The sequence below is a fragment of the Pseudomonas sp. NPDC087690 genome, assembly GCF_044743175.1.
Lineage (GTDB): Bacteria > Pseudomonadota > Gammaproteobacteria > Pseudomonadales > Pseudomonadaceae > Aquipseudomonas.
This window is the reverse complement of sequence record NZ_JBIUVX010000002.1, coordinates 81,228-102,105: the sequence shown is the minus strand read 5'-3', so window position 1 is coordinate 102,105 and position 20,878 is coordinate 81,228. Positions and strand designations below refer to the sequence as shown.

Sequence of the window (20,878 nt, the reverse complement as noted above, 5' to 3'; positions counted from 1 at the left end):
ATGTGGGAGCGAGCCTGCTCGCGAAGAAGACGCCGCGCTTTATCAAAAACCGACGCTGGCCTGCACAAAGAACGTGCGCGGCGCGCCGACATACATCCCCGAGTTGTTGTCGCTGGAGCGGGTGAAGTACTGCTTGTCGAAGATATTCTTCACCCCGGCGCCGAGCTTCAGGTTCGACACCTGCGGCCCGAAGTCATAACCCCCGCGTACGTTCCAGGTCACGTAACCCGGAATGTCGCCGTACTGCCCATCCGCCGTACCCTCGGTGATGTAGTTGCCATTGAAGCTGCCATCGGCATTCACTCCCGTGCCGGGCGAACGCTGTTTCGACTGGGCGAAACCGTCGAGGTTGTAGGTCCAGCGGTCGATGTCGTAACGCAAACCGACGGTTGCCACCTGGCGCGAATAGAACGGCAGATCACGGCCCTTGAAGCCCGCAATCTCGCCTTCATAAGTCGCACGGGTGTAAGTCAGACCGGCATTGGCGGTCAGACCGTCAAGACGCGGATCGAGCGCAGCCATGTCGTAATGCACCGAGGCTTCGATGCCCTGGTGTTTGGTCGCGCCGAGGTTGGTCCAGCCGACGTCGTTGCTGATGTATTGCAGTTCGTCATCGAAGTCGATGTAGAACAGCGTCACTTCACCGCCCCACACGTCATCGTTGTAGCGCGTGCCGATTTCGTAGGTCTTGGCCTTTTCCGGCTCCAGGCCGTTGGCAGTGTTGTCCCCCGATCCGCCCTGACCCAGCTGGAAATACTGCAGGCTGCCAAACGAGGTTTCATAGTTGGCAAACAGTTTCCATGCGTCCGACAGGTGATACATCACGCTCAGTGCCGGCAGCGGTTCGTTGCTTTCGATACTGCGGTTTTTCTCCGGCACGCGTTTGCCGGCGGTGTCGAGCACGGCGCGATCGTGCCAGTCGGTGCTGATGTGTTCGAAGCGAATGCCCGGCGTGATCGTCCAGTTGCCGACATCGATTTTGTTGTCGACGTAGACCGAGTTGGCCTCGGTGCCGCCGGTGCGATCCTGAAATACGTGACCGTCGGACGTCGGCGTCACCACCGGCTGGTTGTTGACCAGCGCCAGACGACTCGACTGCTCGTGCATCGCCTCTTTCAGGTAGCGATAACCGACGCTGACTTCCTGCGTGGTCGGGCCGACATCGAAGACGCGCGACACCCGTGGCTCGATGCCCAGCGTGTAGTACGAACGCGGATAGGAACTGAGGGTTTTCTGATCGCGCGCAGCGATGGTGCTGCCGCGAAAACTGTCGGTGTAGTACGTCAGAATCTCCGCCTGAGTGCGCTCGTCGATCTGCCGGATCCATTTGAACGACACGTCCTTGCGTCGACCGCTGAACTGGTCGTAGTCACGCACCGAATCGTAGGGTTTATCGTCGTACTGCTTTTGCGTCAGGCCGCCGGGCATGTCAGCGCTGGCGTCGTAGTAGTGGAAGTTGAGGCTGAAATCGTCCTGATCGGTTGGCGCCCAGTGGGTCTTGAGCAGCACGTCGTCGATGTCGTTGCCGTTGTTGCGCTCGCGGTAACCGTTGCCGTTGACGCCCGAGTACAACAACGCCACACCCATGCCGTTGTCCGCAGTGCCGCCGAGGAACGCGCTGTCGATGTGTTTCCAGCCACCGTACTGCGTGGTCTCCAGAGTGGTGCCGATTTCACCGGTGGCTTTTTCCGGAATCGCACGGGTCACGAAGTTGATCACGCCACCGACGTTTTGCGGCCCATAACGCACGGAACCGGCGCCGCGCACGACGTCGATGCTGTCGAGGTTGCCCGAGGAGATCGGCGCCATCGACAATTGCGGTTGGCCATACGGTGCGAACGCGGCAGGTACTCCGTCGATCAGCACGGTGGAGCGTGGCGACAGACGCGACGTCAGACCGCGCACGCCGACGTTGAGGGAAATATCACTGCCGCCAGTGCCGTTGGAGTCCTGCACCTGCACGCCCGGCACACGCTTGAGCACGTCGCTGACGTTCATTGCGCCTTGCTCGACCATCGCTTCGCGGCGAATCACCGTACGCGCGCCAGGGTGATTCTGCACCACAGCGGCGTTGGCATCACCGAGCCAGTCACCAACCACCTTGATGTCGGTCACACCCAGCTCCAGCGGGCCATTGCTGGCGGCGGAAGTTGCCGCGGGCGACAAGGTCACCGAACCTTCGTTGATCTGATAATCCAGCCCACTGCCTTGCAGCAACTGGCGCAGCGCCTGCTCCGGCGAGATGTCGCCCTCGACCGCCGGGGCCTGTTTGCCGACGACCAGATCAGGACTGAAAAACACTTGCAGCGAGGTTTGCTGGCCCAGCTCACTCAAGGCCTGGCCCAGCGGCTGGGCGCGGATATGAATCGCTTCACCGGCAAACGCCAGCGGCATCGCAGCATTGACCGCCAGCGCGAGGGCCAGCGGTAACCAAGGGGATTTTTTGTTGTTGGCAGTGGTGTTTTTCACGTCGAACGTAGTCCTGTGGATCGCAAGAGTGTGCGGCTGTTAATGCAAACCAGTTGCAGTTGAACAGGAAGACGATGAACTCGAAAAAAACCTGAATTTTATTTTGAAATTATTTCCTGACTGCCATCGGCATGCGTGCGAACAGCCACTGGCAAGATGTTCGGCAGGGCTTTGAGCAAGGCCTCGGTATTGTCCGATTTGAACACGCTGGTCAGGCGCAGGCTGGCGACCGCAGGATTGCTGACGGTCAACGGATGCTCGCGATAACGCGACACTTCTGCCGCGACTTCGCTGAGGCTGGCGTTGTTGAACACCAGTTTGCCGCTGCGCCAAGCGGTGAGTTCTGCCGGGTTGACCGCATAAGCTGCCGCGACGTTGCCTTGCGCATCGATAAAGCTGCCGAGGCCGGCGGTCAGGCTGATGAATTGGTTGTCCGGAGCATTGCGCCCCTGCACTTTCACCGTGCCCTGCTCGACTGCCACGCGGGTTTGCGTGACGTCGCGACGAACATCGAAACGTGTGCCGGTAACGGTGACTTTGCCGCTGCCAGCCTCGACCACAAACGGTCGCGACGTGTCATGCTCGACGCTGAACATCGCCTCGCCTTCGCTCAGTTCGATCACCCGGTGATCGTTGTCATAGCGCACCTGCAAGCGGCTGCGACTGTTCATATCGATCAGCGAACCGTCCGGCAGCGCCACATGCTTGCGCTCGCCCAACGCCGTGGTGAACTCGGCGCTGTACCCCTGCGGGTGATTCAATCCGCTGAACAAGCCGAGCCCGAGCGCTACCGCCAGCACACTGGCGGCCACGGCATAACGCATCAATGGGTGGCGTTCGCGGCGACTCGGCGGCGCCTCGACCAGCGCTTTCAGGCGTGGCGCCGGCAGCAAATCAGCGGCCGTCCACAGCCCCTGCAACAACTGAAACTCGTCACGGTGTTGCGGATGTTCATTGAGCCAGGCGTCAAAGCGCTCCTGCTCGTCGACATCAACGGTCGGCTCCTGCAAACGCACAAACCAGCGCGCCGCGTCATCACGCACCGTTGTTTGCCCGCACGCGCAATCACGAGTCTCCATCATGGAATGTCCTGTCCGGCCGGGAATATAAACACACACAGCCCCCTGCAGGAGCTGCCGAAGGCTGCGATCTTTTCAACGGCACACCCCATCACGACTGCAACCCGTCCAGTCGATCACGCAGATGCCGCAGGGTGCGGATCATATACTTTTCGACCATGTTCTTGGACAGGCCCAGGCGTTCGGCAATTTCCGCCTGGGTCAGGCCTTCGATCTTCTGCCAGACAAAAATCTTCCGGCAATTGACCGGCAACTCGCAAAGCGCGCGCTCGATGGAATCGGCCAGCTGGATCGCATGCATGTAATGCTCCGGGTCGCCGGAGGAGGACGCACTGTGATCGAGCGCCTCCGACTCCATGGCGCCGCGCCGATCCTCACGCCGATAACCATCGACGGCGATATTGCGCGCGGTCTGGTGCAAATACGCCCGTGGTTGCTGCACCGCCGCCGAATCCGACTCGAGCACCCGCACAAAGGTGTCGTGCGCCAGATCCTCGGCCTGCGCGCGATTGCGCAGGCGACGAGTCCAGGTGCCGATCAACTCTTCGTAATGCTCGAAAAAGCCGGGTCTGCGGGGACGCATGGGGGTATGGGTGGTGTGCTGAGGAAAGGGGCGTGAATAGTAATGCTTCCTATTAAGCCCGGCAATTCCTTCTTTGACATGCTATAGCACAGCACCCACGCAGGGCCTGCAAACCCTGCATGGGTGGTCGTGCCATCCAGGCAGCCTCGGATCGAGAGGGAGAAAATTTGACGCTGTGGGCGAACGTCCTTGCCAATCTCCCTATGAACCGAAGTCATCAATCAAAGACTCATACTGAAGAGCCAGTAATTGAAGTTCTCACAGAAGTATCAAGACTCAATATAAGTCCATTGTATTGCATCCCTAACTTTGCCGTTAGTTGGCATCTTCGGCCCATTTAAAGCTGATATTTGACAAACGTAGTATTTCTTACCGCCCCAGTTAGCAACTGGTACAGGAGATTTGCATAGCACCTCACCATTGACAGTTCCCGTGGGTGCATAGGAATTTTTTGGCTGCTCCTCGCATAGGCTGAACCATTTTTTTTTCGCTATGCTTTCAGCGCTACCCAACCTGACGGAAATAGAAATCCATATGATGCTTGAGATCCCTAAACCAACCCAAGCTATTAACTTCGCGGGATAAGCTGAGGCCTGGAGATCAGAGGGTGTTGCCAAGACAATAGCTAGGAAAGCAAAGGTCCATACACTTGACAAGAAAATTGCAGAAGCGAACTTTGGCATGCTGCTTTTTTCAAAAAGATACTTCAGCAAAGGATTATCAGAAACCTTCTTTAAGGATTCATTTGTCGTAAAAAAAGGTCGCGTTCCATTTTCCCGAAGAAATTCACGAACAAACTTATCATTGCGCAAATAGACCACCAAACTAGATGATGTCAGCACCACAATAGAAAACAATGTAACGTTGGCGCTCATCCATCCGACATTGTCTGGTGAAAAACAATCCCAGTACTTCCATGAAAAGCAGGCTGCTGAAAGGTTTACAATCCAAACCAACGGATTTTTGAAAACTGCAAAAAAACGCCTAAACCTCATTTACAACTCCATTAGAATCTACAAATCGAACAAATGAGAAATTCATTAGCTCTGGTCCGAGTTCCGCGGGGCAAATTCACGGCCCTGGATACCCCTGGAACGATGGCGTGATGCCAAATTGATGTCAACCAATCTCTTTAAGTCGCACCGCACGATCAGCGGTGGCGCGTATCCGGATTTTGTAAGCCGATGAAGAATTTCGAGTCGGATCAGTTCAATGTCCCACAGGTGCGTAACGAGGAGCTGGGCAGGTTCAGTTACTTCAATTTCGACACGAATGCACCTTCGTTACGCCACCGAAACGAGAACATGACGGGAAACAACAGCCCTTGCCGTTTTGCAGCGAGCACAAAAAGAACAGGAGCAAGCCTGCTCGCAAAAGCGCCACATCAGTCAAGTATTTCGCTGACTGAATGGACGCCTTCGCGAGCAGGCTCGCTCCTACAGGGTTTTGCGCTGGGGATCAGCCTTTTTCGTCGATGCCCGCTTGCAGGGTCTGGCTGTCCAGATGACCGCTGAGGGTAACCGGCCCGATTTTCAGATTGCCGTTCTCAAGGGAGACCTTCGGTGCGTTTTCTTCGGTTTTATGCGGCAGGTCGAGACCGGCTTTGACGCCGTAGTCACGGTTGCTCAAGTCGCTGCTGCTGACCTTCGAAGCACCGAGATCGACTTTGGCTTCTGACGAGGTGATCCGCGCGCCGGTCAATTGCGTGGCGCCGCCGACGGCAAGGTTGACCCCTTGGTTGCCGCTGATGCCGGATGCCTGCGCAACACTGTCCTTGTGTGCGTATTCGCCCTGCGCTTTCAGCGTTGGCTTGTAGTCGGTGCCGGCAAGTTTGCCTTTGTCATCGGCTGGGGTTTTCTTCGCGGTCAGGCCCAGATCGACATCGACCTTGGCCTGGGTTTGCGAGTCCTGACGGCTCTCGACGGTCAGATCACCGGCGACCTTGCCGCTGACATGGTTCGCGTCGATGCGCGCGCCCGCCAGTTGTGCGTCACCCGCACTGTTCAACAGCACTGTGTCAGCCTTGATCTGGCTGTTCTGCTGCGTGGTGCCTTGCTGATAATCGACAGCGACCTTGGCCCCGGCATTAAAACCGTGATCGCTGCTGGCCTTTTCGTCGGCAGCGGTGGGCGTGCTTTTGCTCAGGTTGCCGCCGGCGTTCAGCGCGACGTTCCAGTTGTTGCGGTTATCGGTGGACTGCGCCGACTCCTGCACGTAACCGCCCTTCTGCGCGTCGATGCTGACGTTTGGCGCGCTGACTTGCGTGCCTTGCAGGTGCACCGAATCGCCGCTCAAGGCGATTGCGCGCTGACTGTTGAGCTGACCACCGGTCAGGGTCTGCGCGTTCTCGTTGACTCGACCGATGTTGAAGTTGGCGCTCAGATTTGCGCCCTGATCACTGCTCTTCTCGCTGCTGCTCTTGCTGCCGCCGCCCTTCAGGCCACCGCCGAGATTGCTGCCGGAAGCGGTGTGGGTATCGCTGGCTGCTTGCAGATCGAGTTTGCCTTCGGCGTGCAAATCGATGGCGCCGCTGCTGTCGATTTTCGTGCCTTGCTGGACCTGATTGCCAGCGCTGCTCAACTGCACGCCGTTGCCGCTGATGCTTGCCACGTGCGCCTGAGTGTCAGTGGTTTGCTTGCCGCTGTGATCGAGTTGGAAGCCGGCGCCGAGATCGACGTTGGTACCGTCAGTGCCCGGCAAGGTTCCGACCGTCAACGAGCCATTGCCGCGCAGGTTGCTGTCGCTGCTGTGCTGGCGACCATTGGCCTGGTTCAGCGCCAGATCACCACCGCTGTGGATGTTCACGCCCCCCTCTCCGCCATCGAAACGGCTGCCGGCGAATTGTGCATCGCCAGCGGTTTTGATGTTCACGCCCTGACTGCCGGCATAACCGCCGACCACCGCAGTGGAACTGTCTTTGCTCGAAGTGCGACTGCCACCCGCGCCACTGCCGGCGACGTTCACGTCTTCACCGGTCTTGGTGTAGACGCGCACATCGACCTTGGCATCCACGGCGTTATCAGTGCTGCTGTGGGTGTTGCTGACAGCATCGGCGACCAGTGTGTCGGCGCTGATGTTCACTGTGCCGGCACTGGCGTTGTACTGGCTGCCTTGGTCATGCAATGTGCCGGCGACTTTCACTTCGACGTTGCCGCCATCAAAACGGCTGACCACGGCGTTGTTGGTCTGCTCGGTTTTAGTCGCGCTGCCATGACCGATCGCGACGTCGATACCGACATTCGGCTGACCGAGATTGGCCAAAGCATCCTTGTCCGGCACCTTGCCGTTCAAGGCCTCTTTGACCACACCGGCAATCGGTCGGGCGATGTCTTTGTACTCGACATTGGCGCCGATGTCCGCCGACCAGTTGCTCTCGGCGTGGGTGCTGCTGTCGCTGTTGCTGGCCGCGCGGTTGTCGACTGCATTGGCGACAACCTGCAGACCGTTGCCTGCCTGCAGTTGTGCACCTTCGGTGGCGAGTTTGTCGGCATTGATGCTCAGGCCACCGCTGCTCTGCAGGTCAGTGGTTTGCGCCGTGCTTTTGCCGGTCGAGTCTTGCACGCTGCTGTGGGCGAAATCGACGCCACTGCCCGCGCGATCAAGACCGCCGGTGTAGTAGAAACCGCCGCCGGTGCTGGATGTGTCAGAGCTGGTTTTGTGGCTGTCCTGTTCGGCCAGCAACGAGACGTTCTTGCCACTCAGCGTGGTATCACCCGCCGTGGATTTCACCTGTGCGCCTTTGAGCGTGACGTCACCGCCCGCCTTCACCTGCACGCTGCCACCGCTGAGGCTGGAGGCTTGCTGAGTGACGTCGGTGCTGGTCACTGTCTGCTGTTTGGCTTCGTAGTGAACGCCGGCACGATATTGCTCTGGCGTCTGCTCTTTGGCGTAGGCATCAAAGCCACGCGTTTCAGTGATCGCACTGCTGTCGTGAGTGTTTTGTGCGGAATGCACATTGACATTCCCCGCCGCGTCGGCCGTTAACGCACCGCCTGCCTTGACCGTCGAGCCTGCCACTGCAAGGTCTTTGGCGCTCTTGAGTTTGAGGTTGCTGTCGGACACCAGTTCGCTGCGCACCGTGGTGCTGTCATTGCTGTTCTGCCGCGACTCGTCTTTGCTGATACCGAAGAACTTGCTGTCTTTGTCGTGATTGTTGCTGTGGCGGGTGTCCTGTACGCCATCGATCACCAGCGAACCCTTGTCGCTGATCACACTGGCGTCGCTGCCGCCGCGCACTTGACTGCCGCTGATGCGCACGTCGTCAGCCTTGACGATCAGCTTGCCGGCGGCGTTGATTTTGCTGCCCTGATGGTGGGTCTGTCCCTTGTCGGCATCGCCGGTCTTGCCGAAGAAACCGCCACCGACCAGGTCGCCGGAATAGCGAGTGTCGCTGCTGCGATCAGTCCGCGTGGCAGTGGTGATTTCCACTTGTTTGCCGGCCAGTTGCAGGTCGCCGCTACTGGTCAGTTCAGCGCCTTCGGAGCGCAACAATGCGGCAGTTTGCAGGGCGATATTGCCGGCCTTCAACTGGCTGGTGATATTGCGCTGTTCTTCGCTGCTGTTGTTCCAGTCGGCTTTCCACAGATGCTTGCGATGGTTGCCCTGATCGGTCTGGGTATGGCTTTCGGTGGCGGCGCTCAGGCGCAGATCGCCGCCACTTTGCACACTGAGATTTTTCGCCGCTTCGACCTTGGCGGCTTTCAGTTCGGTGTCTTTGCCGGACGACAGTCTGGCGTCGCGGCTGGCAACGATCTGACTGCCATGCTGGCGGGTTTCGCTATCGGTCTGGGTGCGGTCGTAGGTTTCCCAGGTGATGCCGATGGTGCTGTTGTTCCAGCTTTCACGCTTTTCCTGGAGCTTGCGGCTTTCGACCGTGGTCAGGGTGAGGTTGCGTCTGGCCTCGGCAATCACGTCACGGCCGCTGACGTCGGTGGCGGCCAGGGTCAGGTCTTTGCCGCTGTGCAGGCCGACATCGCCGTGACTGCTACGGATACCGGCGCGGGTGACATCAAGGCTGTTGGGCAGCGCTTCACCGCTGACCGTGAGGTCGCCGGCAGAACGAATCTGCACGCCATCGCGTCCGGCGACCTGCACCGCACCCACGCGCACGCCGGCACCTTCGGCGGTGCTGACGATATTGATCCGTCCGGCCTGCATGGCGCCGAACAGGCTGGCGTCGATGCGTCCGTCGGCAGTGTTGCCCGCCGGGTCTACGGTTTTCACTTGGCCACTGGCGTAATCGACCTGATTGCGTCCGACCGTGAGGTTGAGGCTATCGCGAGCACTGATCGCGCCCTGGCTGTCGATACGCGGGGCAATCAGGTTGATCGAGCCCTCAGCGTTACGCAGGCCGCCGCCCTGAATCTGCAACTGACCGCTGGCGTCGCGGGTGTTCAGGCTTTGCAGTTTGCCGTCGATCAGCTCCGGACGACCGACCACCAGGTTGGCGTTCGGCGTGTTGATGAAACTGCCGCCATTGACCGAGATGCCGTTAGGGTTGGCCAGCACGTAATCGGCGGCACGGCCGAAGATCTCCTGCGCGCCGTTGATCGCGGACGGATTACGGCTGATCACTTCGTTGAGGATCACGCTCGCCGCTTGCCCCTGCAGTTGCGGGTTGGCCGCCAGTTGCCCGGCCAGCTGCGATTGCCCGGCCTGCAAGGCGTTGTTCAGCACAAGGCCCTGACGGTCGACGTTGTAGTCGAGGAACTGGTTATGCGACAGGCCCGAACCGTTGGGCGCGACGATGTTGACGATGGGCACACCGCCCTGGGTTTGCAATTGCGCGGTGCCGCCCGGTCCCGGCGCGACCACGACGCCGCCGGCGATCGCGTTCGGCAGGTGCACGGCGAAGAACAGGCTGGCGATTGCCCAGCGCAATTTGCCCCGAGGCGAAAGATGAAATGCAAAGGTGTGTGCTGGCATAAAAACGTCTCCATGTGAGTACGGCATCACGTCGCGCGTTTTTGATCTTGGCCGTGGCTGACGCGCTCAGTTCCGACGGCTGTTGGTTCACTGCGTTATCGATTCAGGTCGCGGTCATATCTGCACCCCGACACGCATCAGCCAGGTTTGCGGCTCGTGCTGCAGACCGTCGGGGGTGTTGAGGGCACGTTGGTAATCGACGTCCACTTGCAGGTTTTTCCAGCCCAGATTCAGACCGAGGCTGGCGCCACTGAGGCGTTGCCCGTGGGCGCCGTGATCGGCTTTGATCCAGCCGTTGTCGAGGCCCATTCGCGGGGTGATCTGTATTGGCCATTCGCTGCGCAGCGGCAGGCGCAGAGTGTTGCGCCAGATCGTACCGCTGGCACCCGAGGCACTGCTGACGCGATAACCGCGCACTGCCGAATCGTCGGTGCCGAGCAACTGTTCGATGGCCGGTAGCGGGTCCGGGCTGTACTGCACGTTAAGCTGGCTCTGCCACTGCCACGCCTGCGCGCCGAACTGACCATTGCGCCATTGACTGAGGCTGGCGCGGTACTTGCGAAACTGTGCCTTGGGCAGGTTATTGACCGATTGCCGGGAGTCGTCATCGGCACCGAACCAGCGCAAACCCTGGGCGTAGTTGATGTCGAGGTTCCACACCGCGCGGTCGAGCCAGAACAGATTGAGTCCGGCTTCGGCCACGGTCAGGGTCGGACTCTGAATGCCCAACCGGATGTTTTCCAGATAGCTGTCGACATCCTTGTGTGCCAATTGCAGGTTGGCGCTGAGCTGGCGACTCTGGTCGCGCCACAACACGCGGTCCGCACGCAGGCTGACCTGATCGGTGATGCCGCGGCTGTGAAAGGTCACGCTGGGCAACTTGAACGGCGCGCGATATTCGGCGTGGCTGGCGAACGCGCTGTAGGTCCAGTAACCGTAAGGAATCGCGTAATACAGGCTGGCATTGCGACTGTAGCGGTCGCCCCGATTGAGTGTGTCGCTGGCGCTGAGGCTCAATAAATCGTTGAGCTCCAGCGGGCTGTCCAGGCTCAGGCTGACGGCGTCGCGGTCACGTCCGGTGCTGGCGCTGCCGAGGTTGTCGATACCGGCATTCAAGGCCCAGCGTGACGGCGCAGCGCTGCGCGAGCGCAGGATGATCCGCGAGGCGCCGGGCTCACTGCCAGGGGCGATGTCGGCGGTGAGGTCTACCGAGCGCAGCCGATTCAATTGATCGAGGCCCTGCTCCAGATCGCGAAGGTTCAGCGGTTCGCCGAGCATGTTCGGGAACGCACCGCCAAGGGACACCGGCAAACTCTGATCGGCCAGCTCGATGGACTCGATGTAGCCTTCGTCAACACGAATATCCAGTGATTGCCCCGCCACCGGTGCGCTGAGCAGATACGGGCGGCTGGCGATGTAGCCCTTTTCCACGTAGATCGCAGTGATCGTCGCGAGCAGATGATTGATCTGCCTGACGCCCATGCACGGCGCCAGCAACGGTTGGATGCGTGCATTGAGTTTGTCGCTGTCGATCAGCGTGACGCCACCGATGCGCGTGCCGCTCAACGGCCAGCAACGTTCATCAGGGGTAACGGTTGGTGCGAGCGCAGGGGTCGCTGGCGCCGACCCGAAAGCTCCGCGCTCCAGTTGACGTTTGCGTTGTTCCAGTTGCAGTTGTTGCAGATCGCGCTGTTGCTGTTGTTGCTGGCGCAACACTTCCTGGCCCGGCGCGACAGGTTCGGCAGCTTCAAGCGAAGAGGCACAGACACTCAACACAAAGGCCGACAACAGCGGGCAACGCGTGGAGCAACGACGAAAAACAGCGCGAAACGAAAACGGCACGCAACTTCCTTGCGATCATCAAATGGCGTAATGCCACCCTATCAATAATCGTGATAGTCGGAGCCCTCCTACACAAATGCAAGACGCTTCCTACAGCGCTTACACTTCTTAAACAATTGCTTTGCCTGGCTTTATCGTCAGCAGCAACACCACGGTGCTACCCGCTATCAGGTTTTCCCCGAGGGCTTGAGCGACGCCTGCGAGCAGCAATCCGACGCCGATCAGCAGGTAATTGTGTCTGCTGCCGCCGTCGCGGGCGGCGTGGATTGCGCCGGGTGTCAGCCATCGCGCGGTGATGCAGCAGTGTGTCGATTACCGCTCCATCTACTGATCCCCGAACTGAGCGCCACGCTGCCGCAACAAATCTGCGTTCAAAGCCATGACTGGCAGTACACCGGGCCACTGGCTCAAGTGAGCAACTGACGATCGGCGTCAGAAATCATTTGCGACTAAATATTACCTGCGTCATATTACAACCGTAATAACGACCCGATGATCAGGTAATCCGCCATGACCAGCATGCCCACCCTCGAACCTGTTGTGGTCAAGACCAGACCGCCCCTGCTTAAACGCTTGCTGCTGCCGGGCGGCGGATTGCTCGCGCTGATCTTCGCCGGGGTCTACGCCGTGCATTGGTGGGGCGCCGGGCGTTTTCTCGAAGAAACCGACGATGCCTACATTGGTGGCGATGTCACGGTGATCGGGCCGAAAGTCGCCGGTTACATCGACGAAGTGCTGGTCAGCGACAACCAGCACGTCAAGGCTGGCGACGTGCTGATTCGTCTCGACGCCCGCGACTATCGCGCCAACCTCGCCAAAGCCGAAGGTGCCGTCGCCGCCGAAGAAGCGCTGCTGGCCAACCTCGACGCCACCGAACAACTGCAACAAGCGGTGATCGGCCAGGCCCGCGCCGGCATCGACGCCGCCGGCGCGGAAACCGCGCGCTCGCGGGATGACAACGCACGCTACAAGCGCTTGGTGACCACCAATGCCGTGTCCGTGGAAAGCGCACAACGCGCCGACGCCACCTTCAAAACCGCGCAAGCCCTGAGCGCCCGCGCCCAGGCCGAACTGCTCGCCGCGCAACGCCAACTCGCGGTGATCGACACCCAGAAACAACAGGCCCGCGCCGCCCTTCAACAAGCCCGCGCCGAACGTGATCTGGCGCAACTGAATCTCGGCTACACCGAACTGCGCGCGCCGGTCGATGGGGTGATCGGCAACCGCCGCGCGCGGGTTGGCGCCTACGCGCAGGCCGGTTCGCAGCAACTGTCGGTGGTCCCGGCCAGCGGGTTGTGGGTCGATGCCAATTTCAAGGAAGACCAACTGGCGCGGATGAGGCCAGGGCAACGCGTGAGCATCCGCGCCGACGTGCTGTCGGGTCAGGAATTCCACGGTCGTCTCGACAGCCTCGCCCCTGCCACCGGTTCGCAATTCAGTGTGCTGCCGCCGGAAAACGCTACCGGTAACTTCACCAAAATCGTCCAGCGTGTACCGGTGCGAATCCTCCTTGATCCGGCTGATGGCGTCCTCGGGCACTTGCGTCCAGGCCTGTCCGTCACCGCTGAAGTCGACACCCGCGCGCAACCGGAAACCAGCGCTGTGGCCGCTGCGCGATGAGCACCGCCCTCACCGCCTCTGCGCAACCGTTCAACGCGGCGGACATGGCGACCGCGACCAAAGTGTTCGCCTTCGCGACCATGTGCATCGGCATGTTTATCGCGCTGCTGGATATCCAGATCGTCTCGGCGTCGCTGCGCGATATCGGCGGTGGGCTGTCCGCCGGCACCGACGAAACTGCGTGGGTGCAGACCAGTTACCTGATCGCCGAAATCATCGTGATTCCCTTGTCGGGCTGGCTGTCGCGGGTGTTCTCGACGCGCTGGTTGTTCTGCGCTTCGGCGGTCGGTTTCACGCTTGCCAGCCTGCTCTGCGGCATCGCCTGGAACATCCAGAGCATGATCGCTTTCCGTGCCCTGCAAGGTTTTCTCGGCGGTTCGATGATTCCGCTGGTGTTCACCACGGCGTTCTTTTTCTTCACCGGCAAACAACGGGTGATTGCTGCGGCGACCATTGGCGCAGTCGCTTCGCTGGCGCCAACCTTGGGCCCGGTGATCGGCGGCTGGATCACTGATATTTCCTCGTGGCACTGGCTGTTCTATATCAACCTGGTACCGGGGATTTTCGTTGCTGTGGCAGTGCCGATGCTGGTGAAAATCGACCAGCCGGAACTGTCGCTGCTCAAGGGCGCGGATTATTTGAGCATGGTGTTTCTTGCGCTGTTTCTCGGCTGTTTGGAATACACCCTCGAAGAAGGCCCGCGCTGGAACTGGTTCAGCGACCAGACCATTCTCACCACGGCGTGGATCAGCGGCCTCGCGGGATTGGTCTTCATCGGCCGCACCTTGCACGTGGCCAATCCGATCGTCGATCTGCGCGCCTTGAAGGATCGCAATTTCGCCCTCGGTTGCTTCTTTTCATTCGTTACCGGCATCGGCCTGTTCGCGACGATTTACCTGACGCCGCTGTTTCTCGGCCGGGTGCGCGGCTACAGCGCACTGGACATTGGTCTGGCGGTTTTCTCCACTGGCGTGTTCCAGATCATGGCGATTCCGCTGTATGCCTTTCTGGCCAATCGCATGGACCTGCGCTGGATCATGATGGTCGGTCTGGGTCTGTTTGCCGTGTCGATGTGGGAGTTCAGCCCGATCACCCACGACTGGGGTGCTGGCGAGTTGATGCTGCCGCAAGCGTTGCGCGGGATTGCCCAGCAACTGGCAGTGCCGCCGGCGGTGACGTTGACCTTGGGTGGATTGGCACCGGCACGTTTGAAGCATGCGTCGGGGTTGTTCAACCTGATGCGCAATCTGGGCGGGGCGATTGGTATTGCGGCGTGCGCGACCATTCTCAATGACCGCACCAACCTGCACTTCACCCGCTTGGCCGAACATTTGAACAGCAGCAATGAGGCGCTGAATCAATGGCTGGCGCAGGTCGGTGGCAACCTCGCGACACTGGGCCAGAGCGGTGACGTCGGCGTCACCGCCAGCCTGCACCAGTTATGGCTGTTGACCTACCGCGAGGCGCAAACGCAGACCTACGGTGACACTTTCCTGATGATCATGGTGTGCTTCGTCATCGCCACGGCGATGGTGCCCTTGATGCGCAAGGTGCAGCCACCGACCGCGCCAAGTGCGGATGCCCACTGACCCACCTTCCCCCTGTAGGAGCTGCCGCAGGCTGCGATCTTTTGATCTGTTTTTTCAGAAGCAAGATCAAAAGATCGCAGCCTTCGGCAGCTCTTACGGGGTTATGCGTTGAGGCTTAAGCCTGTGGGGTTTTGCGAAAGCCTACGGCCAGGCGGTTCCAGCTGTTGATGGTGCTGATCGCGACGGTCAGGTCGACCATTTCTTTCGGCGAGAATTGCGCGGCGACCACTTCGTAATCTTCATCCGGGGCGTGGGTCAGGCTCAGTTGCGTCAGTGACTCGGTCCACAGCAGCGCGGCACGTTCGCGCTCGCTGAAAAACGGCGCTTCACGCCATGCGGTGACCGCAAACAGACGACGCGGCGTTTCACCGCCCTTGATCGCATCGGCCGTGTGCATGTCGATGCAGAACGCGCAGCCATTGATCTGCGAAGCGCGCAACTTGACCAATTCGACCAGGGTCTTTTCCAGCGGCAGCTTCGCGACCGCGGTTTCCAGGGCAATCATCGCTTTCAGGGCGTCTGGTGAGGCGGTGTAGAAATCGGTACGAGCTTTCATGGCGGTATTCCGGGGAATGTGAATGTGTGGCCTAAAGTAGTCCCGCAACGCCGCCGGACAAATAGCCAATCTCCCGGAAGACGAGTAGACCACCCACTTGCCCGGTTCCCGCAAGGCGCTCAGACCTTATTGCGCAGCCATTGCAAAAAACCCTTCCTGGCGACCACCGCCGGTGCGTCCGCCGTCAAGGCCTGGGCCTTGTGCAAACGGTAATCGAGCAAGGCTTTCATCGCATCGTTGATGTCGTGACGAGCATCCAGACACGGTTTCAGGTAAGTCTTTTCGATACGGTACAACGCACAGAAGGTTTTTGCGGCAAACGTCGCCGGCACGGAAGTGTCGGAGAGAATGCCCGCCTCCCCGATGACCTCGCCGGGCCCCATGCGCCCGGACTCGAACGGCGCACCGTGACGAATCAAGGTCACCGTGACCACGCCGGATTCGATGATGAACAAATGATCGCTGACCTCGCCCGCCTCAAGGATCGTCTCGCCGGCGCGAAAGGTTTTCAGCGTCATGTTCTGGCTGAAGGTGTCTTTCTCTTCCTGACGCAACGTCGAGAAAATCGGCGAACTGTCGAGCAGCGCGCGCGGCCGCGACAGGTTGCTGGGCGCATTGCTTTCATCGCTCGACAGCAGATTGAACCCGGACGCCTGCAAGTGCCGGTAAGCCAGGTCGAACAGCTGATTGCGCACCACGCGTTTCTCGCCCATCGAGGCGACAAACCCGCTGATCTCGTATTCCGCACCGCTATTGCTGGAGTTTTTCAGCGCCACGCTCGGCGCAGGTGTGTCGAGCAATTGCCGACAACCCTGCATCGCCCGCTCCAGCGCATCGATCACCGAATTGGGCCGGGCATGCGGACTGACCTGCACACTGACCGAGACGCCAAACATATTGCTCGGCCGACTGAAGTTGATGATCTTGGCCTTGGCCGCCAGCGAGTTGGGAATCACCGCCATGCTGCCCTGGCTGGTTTGCAGACGCGTAGCGCGCCAGTCGATGTCGGTGACCCGACCTTCGGTACCGTCGATGGAAATCCAGTCATCGAGTTGATAAGGCTTGGTGGTGTTGAGGACGATGCCGGAAAACACATCGCTCAACGTACTCTGCAAAGCCAGACCGACAATGATCGCCAACGCGCCAGACGTCGCCAGCACGCCTTTGACCGGCAGATCCAGCACATAGGCCAGCGCGGCAATGATCGCGATGAGGAAAATTATCGCGCCGAGCAAGTCCTGCAACAGCCGCCCGGTGTGACCGACTCGCTGCATCATCACCGCGCCGATCAACACCGTCAGGGTGCGCGCGCCGAACAGCCACCAGCCGATCTGCAACCCCGTCGCCGCCAGATGCAACGGCACGTTGTCGGCCCACGGTGCCGGCTCCATCGGATTGAGGCCTTCGTTGAACAACAGCACGCTGAACAGTGTGAAAATCAGCACCCGCACCAGCAGTTTCCACTCGCTGCCATGGGAGGAGATCAGGCGCCACAGGCCCAGATCGAGGAGGATCAGGATCAACGCGCAGAACAACGGATGTTCGGTCAGCAGAGACAGCATCAAACAACTCCGACGGGGGCCAATCGCGAGAAGATCGCACAGATTGAGCAAGTGTAGGAGCAATTGATTTCAGCGGATGAACGCCCGCGCAAAAACACCACAAAACCCATGTAGGAGCTGCCGCAGGCTGCGATCTTTTGATCTTTAAAAAACAACATCAAAAGATCGCAGCCTGCGGCAGCTCCTACACAGGTTTACGGGGTGACAGATTACTTACCGTTGGTCAGGCTGTTGTAGCTGGTGAACAGGTTGCGGTAGTCGGGGATATGGTTGGAGAACAGCGTGCCCAATCCTTCGATGTCGTTGCGCCAGTCGCGATGCAGCTCGCAGGCCAGACCGAACCAGGTCATCAATTGCGCACCGGCCGTGGACATGCGGTTCCACGCCGATTCGCGGGTCAGTTCGTTGAACGTACCGGACGCGTCAGTCACCACGAATACATCGAAGCCTTCTTCCAGCGCCGACAACGCAGGGAATGCCACGCAGACTTCGGTGACCACGCCGGCAATGATCAGCTGCTTCTTGCCGGTCGCCTTGATCGCCTTGACGAAATCTTCGTTATCCCAAGCGTTGATCTGCCCTGGGCGAGCGATATACGGCGCATCCGGGAACAGCGCTTTCAGCTCAGGCACCAGTGGGCCATTGGGGCCGGTTTCAAAACTGGTGGTGAGGATCGTCGGCAGCTTGAAGTACTTGGCCAGATCGGCCAGCGCCAGCACGTTGTTCTTGAACTTGTCCGGGTCGATATCGCGCACCAGCGACAGTAGCCCGGCCTGATGGTCGACCAGCAGCACCGCAGCGTTGTTCTTGTCCAGACGTTTGTATTGAGTGGTCATTGCAGTAATCCTCGCGGGTTGAAGAGGCCGGCCGGTGGTCGGCCTCAGGAGACTCGATCAGCGCTGGGAATCCAGCACTTCGTGTTCGTTCGCGACTTGCTGAGCCTTGAGGTAGCTCTCGATCAGCAATTGATAATGCGGCATGGCCTGGGCGTAGACGGCCGCCCACTGCTCGGCATCGGGACGGTTCCACGAGCCTTGCAGCTCGGAAAGCGTAGCCATGATGTCGATCGGCACCACCCCGGCCTGGGCCAAACGGGCGACGGTCAGATCAGTGGCCAGTTTCGAGTGATTACCGGACGCATCGACCACGGCGAACACCCTGTAACCTTCATGCACGGCAGCGATGGACGGGAACGCCAGGCAAACGCTGGTCAACGTGCCGGCGATCACCAGGGTTTTCTTGCCGGTAGCTTTGACCGCTGCGTGAAATTCCGGATTGTCCCAGGCATTGATTTCGCCTTTGCGCGCCACGTATTGCGCATGCGGCGCCGCTTCGTGAATCTCCGGGATCAACGGCCCGTTCGGTCCTTGCGGCACGGAGGCGGTGGTGATTACCGGCATTTTGAGCAGGGTCGCCGCTTTCGCCAGCGCGATGGCATTGGCGCGCAGCTGCGGCACGTCCATGTCCTTGACGATCTGGAACAGACCGCTCTGGTGATCGATCAGCAGCATGGCTGCGTCGCTGGCATCGATGGTCGGTTTCTGGCCGTCGAAGTTCGCGGCATTGACTGTGTTCATGTGCGTGTCCTCTTTTCTTTAGGCAACAGCCATCCCTGGCCTGCGAACCGGCCTACGCGTCCTGTGTAGAGCGGAGTGGTTGTGCGTTAAGCGTGCATCTGGCCGAAGCGGCCGGACTGGAAGTCGGCGAAGGCCTGGTGAATTTCCTGCTCGGTGTTCATCACGAACGGGCCGTGGCCGACGATCGGCTCGTCGATCGGCTCGCCGCTGAGCAGCAACACCACCGCGTCCTGGCTGGCCTCGAGGGTCAGTTGATGACCGTCACGTTCGAACAGCGCCAACTGCCCTTCACGCACCGCTTCCACACCGTTGACCTGCACCGAGCCTTTCAATACCACCAGCGCGGTGTTGCGGCCTTCGTGCAGCTCCAGCGTCAGCAACTTGCCGGCGTTCAGGCGCAGATCCCATACGTCGATTGGCGTAAAGGTGCGCGACGGGCCGGTGTGACCATCGAATTCACCGGCGATCAGACGCAGGCGGCCGGCATTGTCCTTGAGCGCGATGCTCGGGATGTCGCTGTTGAGAATGGTCTGGTAGCCCGGCGCGGCCATTTTGTCCTTGGCCGGCAGGTTGACCCACAACTGCACCATTTCCAGTTTGCCGCCGGTTTTGGCGAAATTTTCCGAATGAAACTCCTCGTGGAGGATCCCGGACGCGGCCGTCATCCATTGCACATCGCCAGGGCCGATGACGCCGCCACTGCCGGTCGAATCGCGGTGCTGCACTTCGCCTTCATACACGATAGTCACGGTTTCGAAACCACGGTGCGGATGCTGACCAACGCCACGCCGTTCGGTGGTCGCGGTGAAATCGGCGGGACCGGCGTGATCGAGCAGCAGGAACGGGCTGATGTGTTTGCCCAGGTTGTCGTAGGAAAACAGCGTGCGAACCGGGAAACCATCGCCGACCCAATGGCCGCGCGGGCTGGTGTAGATACCGATGATGTTTTTCATGGTTGTCTCCAATGGGGGTGAGTGATGCGATGGATTAAGCTTAAATCCATGACCATTAATGCACTAGACTGCAAAAATCGGCCTTAGCGTTCTATCTGGAGAACGATGGTGGAAGACCTCAACACTCTCTATTACTTCACTCAAGTGGTCGAACACCACGGTTTCGCCGCTGCCGGGCGCGCGCTGGACATGCCCAAATCAAAACTCAGCCGGCGCATTGCCGAGTTGGAAGAACGCCTCGGCGTGCGCCTGCTGCACCGCACCAGCCGTCATTGTTCATTGACCGAAATCGGCCAGGCCTATTACCAGCGTTGCCTGGCCATGCGCATCGAAGCCGAGAGCGCCGCCGAACTGATCGAACGCAACCGCTCCGAACCGCAAGGCCTGGTACGCCTGAGTTGCCCGACGGCGCTGCTCAACTCGTGGGTCGGGCCGATGCTCACGCGCTACATGCTCAAGTACCCGCTGGTGGAGTTGTTCATCGAAAGCACCAATCGCCGGGTCGACTTGCTTCATGAAGGGTTCGACATCGCGCTGCGCGTGCGTTTTCCGCCGCTGGAAAACACCGACATGGTCATGAAGGTACTGGGCAACAGCACGCAATCGGTGGTCGGTAGCCCACAGTTTGTCGAACGCCTGTCGTCTCCGCCCTCGCCCGCTGACCTCAATGGTTTGCCGAGCCTGCACTGGGGCGCAGCGCAGCGTGAATATCAGTGGGAGTTGCTGGGGCCGAATGACAACACGGCGCTGATTCGCCATACGCCACGGCTGGTCACCGATGATTTGATCGCGTTGCGTCAGGCGGTAATTGCCGGGGTTGGCGTGGCGCATTTGCCGAGCGTAGTCGTGCGAGAGGACATTGCCGCCGGGCGCGTCGTGGAGTTGATTCCGGGCTGGGCACCGAAATGCGGGGTGGTGCATGCGATCTTTCCGTCGCGGCGCGGGTTGTTGCCGTCGGTGCGTACGTTGATTGATTTTCTCGGCGAGGAATTTGCGCACAGTGACATTGCCTGAATCGGTGGTGCGCCCTTCGCTGGCAAGCCAGCTCCCACAGGTTTCGGGGGTGTACACATCATTCATTCACATGCACAAATCTCTGTGGGAGCTGGCTTGCCAGCGATGG

14 protein-coding genes and 1 pseudogene are annotated in these 20,878 nt (G+C 59.9%); 4 read left to right on the top strand and 11 right to left on the bottom strand.

Translation table 11 applies throughout. The features are described 5' to 3' along the window. Nucleotides 1-42: 42 nt before the first annotated feature. From ACIPIZ_RS04560 to ACIPIZ_RS04535, 6 genes are all read right to left on the bottom strand, one after another. Nucleotides 43-2,469 carry a TonB-dependent receptor gene (locus ACIPIZ_RS04560; RefSeq protein ID WP_122854336.1) on the bottom strand — a complete coding sequence of 809 codons (2,427 nt, stop codon included), beginning with the start codon at nucleotides 2,467-2,469 and terminating at the stop codon, nucleotides 43-45. Nucleotides 2,470-2,567: 98 nt separating this feature from the next. Next, on the bottom strand, nucleotides 2,568-3,551 hold the full coding sequence (locus ACIPIZ_RS04555; RefSeq protein ID WP_401164303.1) for a FecR family protein: 984 nt from the start codon (nucleotides 3,549-3,551) through the stop codon (nucleotides 2,568-2,570). Nucleotides 3,552-3,639: 88 nt separating this feature from the next. Further along, nucleotides 3,640-4,131: a sigma-70 family RNA polymerase sigma factor gene (locus ACIPIZ_RS04550; RefSeq protein ID WP_064389835.1), complete on the bottom strand. Its 492-nt coding sequence runs from the start codon at nucleotides 4,129-4,131 to the stop codon at nucleotides 3,640-3,642. Nucleotides 4,132-4,400: 269 nt separating this feature from the next. Then, nucleotides 4,401-5,126: a hypothetical protein gene (locus ACIPIZ_RS04545; RefSeq protein WP_401164300.1), complete on the bottom strand. Its 726-nt coding sequence runs from the start codon at nucleotides 5,124-5,126 to the stop codon at nucleotides 4,401-4,403. A 463-nt stretch (nucleotides 5,127-5,589) separates the two neighbouring features. After that, nucleotides 5,590-10,056, bottom strand: a complete 4,467-nt coding sequence (locus tag ACIPIZ_RS04540; protein ID WP_401164298.1) for a hemagglutinin repeat-containing protein — start codon at nucleotides 10,054-10,056, stop codon at nucleotides 5,590-5,592. Nucleotides 10,057-10,170: 114 nt separating this feature from the next. Beyond that, nucleotides 10,171-11,898, bottom strand: a complete 1,728-nt coding sequence (locus ACIPIZ_RS04535) for a ShlB/FhaC/HecB family hemolysin secretion/activation protein (protein WP_105708010.1) — start codon at nucleotides 11,896-11,898, stop codon at nucleotides 10,171-10,173. A gap of 232 nt (nucleotides 11,899-12,130) precedes the next feature. Between ACIPIZ_RS04535 and ACIPIZ_RS04530 the strand changes: the two are divergent. From ACIPIZ_RS04530 to ACIPIZ_RS04520, 3 genes and pseudogenes are all read left to right on the top strand, one after another. Continuing rightward, nucleotides 12,131-12,270 (top strand): annotated as a pseudogene (locus ACIPIZ_RS04530) (AraC family transcriptional regulator); the annotation flags it as partial. Nucleotides 12,271-12,408: 138 nt separating this feature from the next. Next, on the top strand, nucleotides 12,409-13,518 hold the full coding sequence (locus tag ACIPIZ_RS04525) for an HlyD family secretion protein (RefSeq protein WP_401164296.1): 1,110 nt from the start codon (nucleotides 12,409-12,411) through the stop codon (nucleotides 13,516-13,518). Next, a complete protein-coding gene (locus ACIPIZ_RS04520; protein ID WP_401164294.1) occupies nucleotides 13,515-15,107 on the top strand; it encodes a DHA2 family efflux MFS transporter permease subunit in 1,593 nt (530 codons plus the stop codon). Before ACIPIZ_RS04525 ends, ACIPIZ_RS04520 begins: the two co-directional genes overlap by 4 nt. 115 nt (nucleotides 15,108-15,222) lie before the next feature. Here the strand turns inward: ACIPIZ_RS04520 and ACIPIZ_RS04515 are convergent, their stop codons facing one another. From ACIPIZ_RS04515 to ACIPIZ_RS04495, 5 genes are all read right to left on the bottom strand, one after another. Continuing rightward, the gene (locus ACIPIZ_RS04515; protein WP_064389829.1) at nucleotides 15,223-15,663 is read right to left on the bottom strand and encodes a carboxymuconolactone decarboxylase family protein; all 441 of its coding nucleotides are present in this window, start codon (nucleotides 15,661-15,663) and stop codon (nucleotides 15,223-15,225) included. A 119-nt stretch (nucleotides 15,664-15,782) separates the two neighbouring features. Continuing rightward, nucleotides 15,783-17,225 carry a mechanosensitive ion channel domain-containing protein gene (locus tag ACIPIZ_RS04510; RefSeq protein WP_150647179.1) on the bottom strand — a complete coding sequence of 481 codons (1,443 nt, stop codon included), beginning with the start codon at nucleotides 17,223-17,225 and terminating at the stop codon, nucleotides 15,783-15,785. Between the two features lie 209 nt (nucleotides 17,226-17,434). After that, the gene (gene ycaC / locus ACIPIZ_RS04505; protein ID WP_105708004.1) at nucleotides 17,435-18,061 is read right to left on the bottom strand and encodes an isochorismate family cysteine hydrolase YcaC; all 627 of its coding nucleotides are present in this window, start codon (nucleotides 18,059-18,061) and stop codon (nucleotides 17,435-17,437) included. A 57-nt stretch (nucleotides 18,062-18,118) separates the two neighbouring features. Continuing rightward, nucleotides 18,119-18,802: an isochorismatase family protein gene (locus ACIPIZ_RS04500; protein ID WP_122661605.1), complete on the bottom strand. Its 684-nt coding sequence runs from the start codon at nucleotides 18,800-18,802 to the stop codon at nucleotides 18,119-18,121. A gap of 86 nt (nucleotides 18,803-18,888) precedes the next feature. Then, entirely contained in the window at nucleotides 18,889-19,755 is an 867-nt protein-coding gene (locus ACIPIZ_RS04495) for a pirin family protein (protein WP_401164291.1), read from the bottom strand. A gap of 105 nt (nucleotides 19,756-19,860) precedes the next feature. On the opposite strand from ACIPIZ_RS04495, the gene ACIPIZ_RS04490 reads away from it, so the two are divergent. Further along, a complete protein-coding gene (locus ACIPIZ_RS04490) occupies nucleotides 19,861-20,769 on the top strand; it encodes a LysR substrate-binding domain-containing protein (RefSeq protein WP_105708002.1) in 909 nt (302 codons plus the stop codon). Nucleotides 20,770-20,878 lie beyond the last annotated feature (109 nt).